This is a genomic window from Xanthobacter sp. BG11Y11_SDJG, from assembly GCF_057364445.1.
Genome location: NZ_JBNFNU010000647.1, coordinates 1 through 1,432, shown reverse-complemented (window position 1 = coordinate 1,432; position 1,432 = coordinate 1). Strand labels below are relative to the sequence as shown.

At 57.3% G+C, this 1,432-nt stretch carries 1 protein-coding gene; it reads left to right on the top strand.

The features are described 5' to 3' along the window. Positions 1-296: 296 nt before the first annotated feature. Positions 297-1,244: an Abi-alpha family protein gene (locus AC2W7M_RS25370; protein WP_486135872.1), complete on the top strand. Its 948-nt coding sequence runs from the start codon at positions 297-299 to the stop codon at positions 1,242-1,244. The last annotated feature ends 188 nt before the right edge of the window (positions 1,245-1,432 follow it).

Genomic DNA, 1,432 nt, shown 5'->3' with positions numbered 1-1,432 from the left:
GAAGGGGCGCGCCGGCGGCGCGCGTCTGCACGGAGCGAAGCGAAGGAAGACCGGGGAGGCCCCCGGCGGGGCTTGCGGGGGAGGGATGGGGCAGCGCCCCGTCCTCCCCCTGGGCCGCGTCCGCGGCCGGACGATGCTGCATCAGGGATGGAAGCGGCCTGCCGCCGGGACCGCCCTGCGGGCCCGGTTCACGACAGCCCGGCCGCCCTGCGGGCGGGATGCCAGTACTGATTGATTGTTATGCTAGACTTGCTCCGCGGCGCCGAAATTGATTCCAAGCTTCTGACGGGGGATGCATGACAAGCGAGAATAAGGGAGACGGAAGCAGCTCTCCGATAGACATCAGCATTGGAAAAGAAATTGACCGTAGTCTTGGGGATATTATCTCGGCTCTCCTGAAACCCGCTGCGACAGAAGTTGGCTCTCTCCTGGGGGATTCCATTGGCCTGCTAACGGACCGTATTCGTCGAAAGCGCCAACTGAATGCCGAACTCGGCCTCTCGGAAGTCAGGACAAAGCTCGAAACTGCTCACATTGAGATGGACAAAATTAATCCTCCGAAAGAGGAAGAAATTCATCTACTGGTAAATGGATTATCTCTGACCGAGGACGAGTCAGTGAGACATCTGTGGGCGGGCTTGTTCGCCAAAATTCTTGAACCGGGCTCGAGCGTGTCGGCCGAACGCTCCTTTCTGAGCGTCTTGGACACCTTGTCCCCGATGGATGCAAAGATTATTGATTTCCTGGCTTCCATTATCCGCGCTGATTCCGAGATAAGGCGGAAGTCACAGGAATTTCGTCCACGCAATTTCCAGTCGATCACCAAGGATGAATCTGTGCAATTAGATGCAATAAAAGCTGAAATAACCTCTCTACGGAAGAGTCTTATGCAGTCGATACAGGAGAGAGCCTCATTATTTGGAATTGACAATCTTTCTGGTCAAGACTGGTCAGATAATTTGCTCAGACAAGGGCTCATCGAGCGCATACCGGATGGGCCTCTGCGCGCTGAATCTACAGCCCAGTTTCGTTCTTTCAACCAACGAGAAATGCAGGCCATCGTCGATGGCTTGAACCGCCAAGTTGAGACCCTCAAGGCGACCATATCCCGCGCGTCCTCCAAGCCAAAGCGCATCTTGGGACGGCGCAACCTGGGTCACCAGCTGGAACTTGAGGTCCAGTTGACCAACTTCGGCCGGCGTTTCGCAGCGGCCTGCGGGCTGCTAGATCCGGCCCCCAAATAGACCCATGAGCGCTGAGCGCCTCCCTCTCCGATTGTGCTGACCGTCGGCCGCCTTGCTTTAGGGCCGATGACGTGCTCCCCTGAGTTCCTGCCACGGATAAGTTGGGTCCTTCGATCAGGAGAAGGACCATGCGGCGCAGCCGTTTCAGCGAGGAGCAGATCATCTCGGTGCTGAAGGAGCACGAGGCG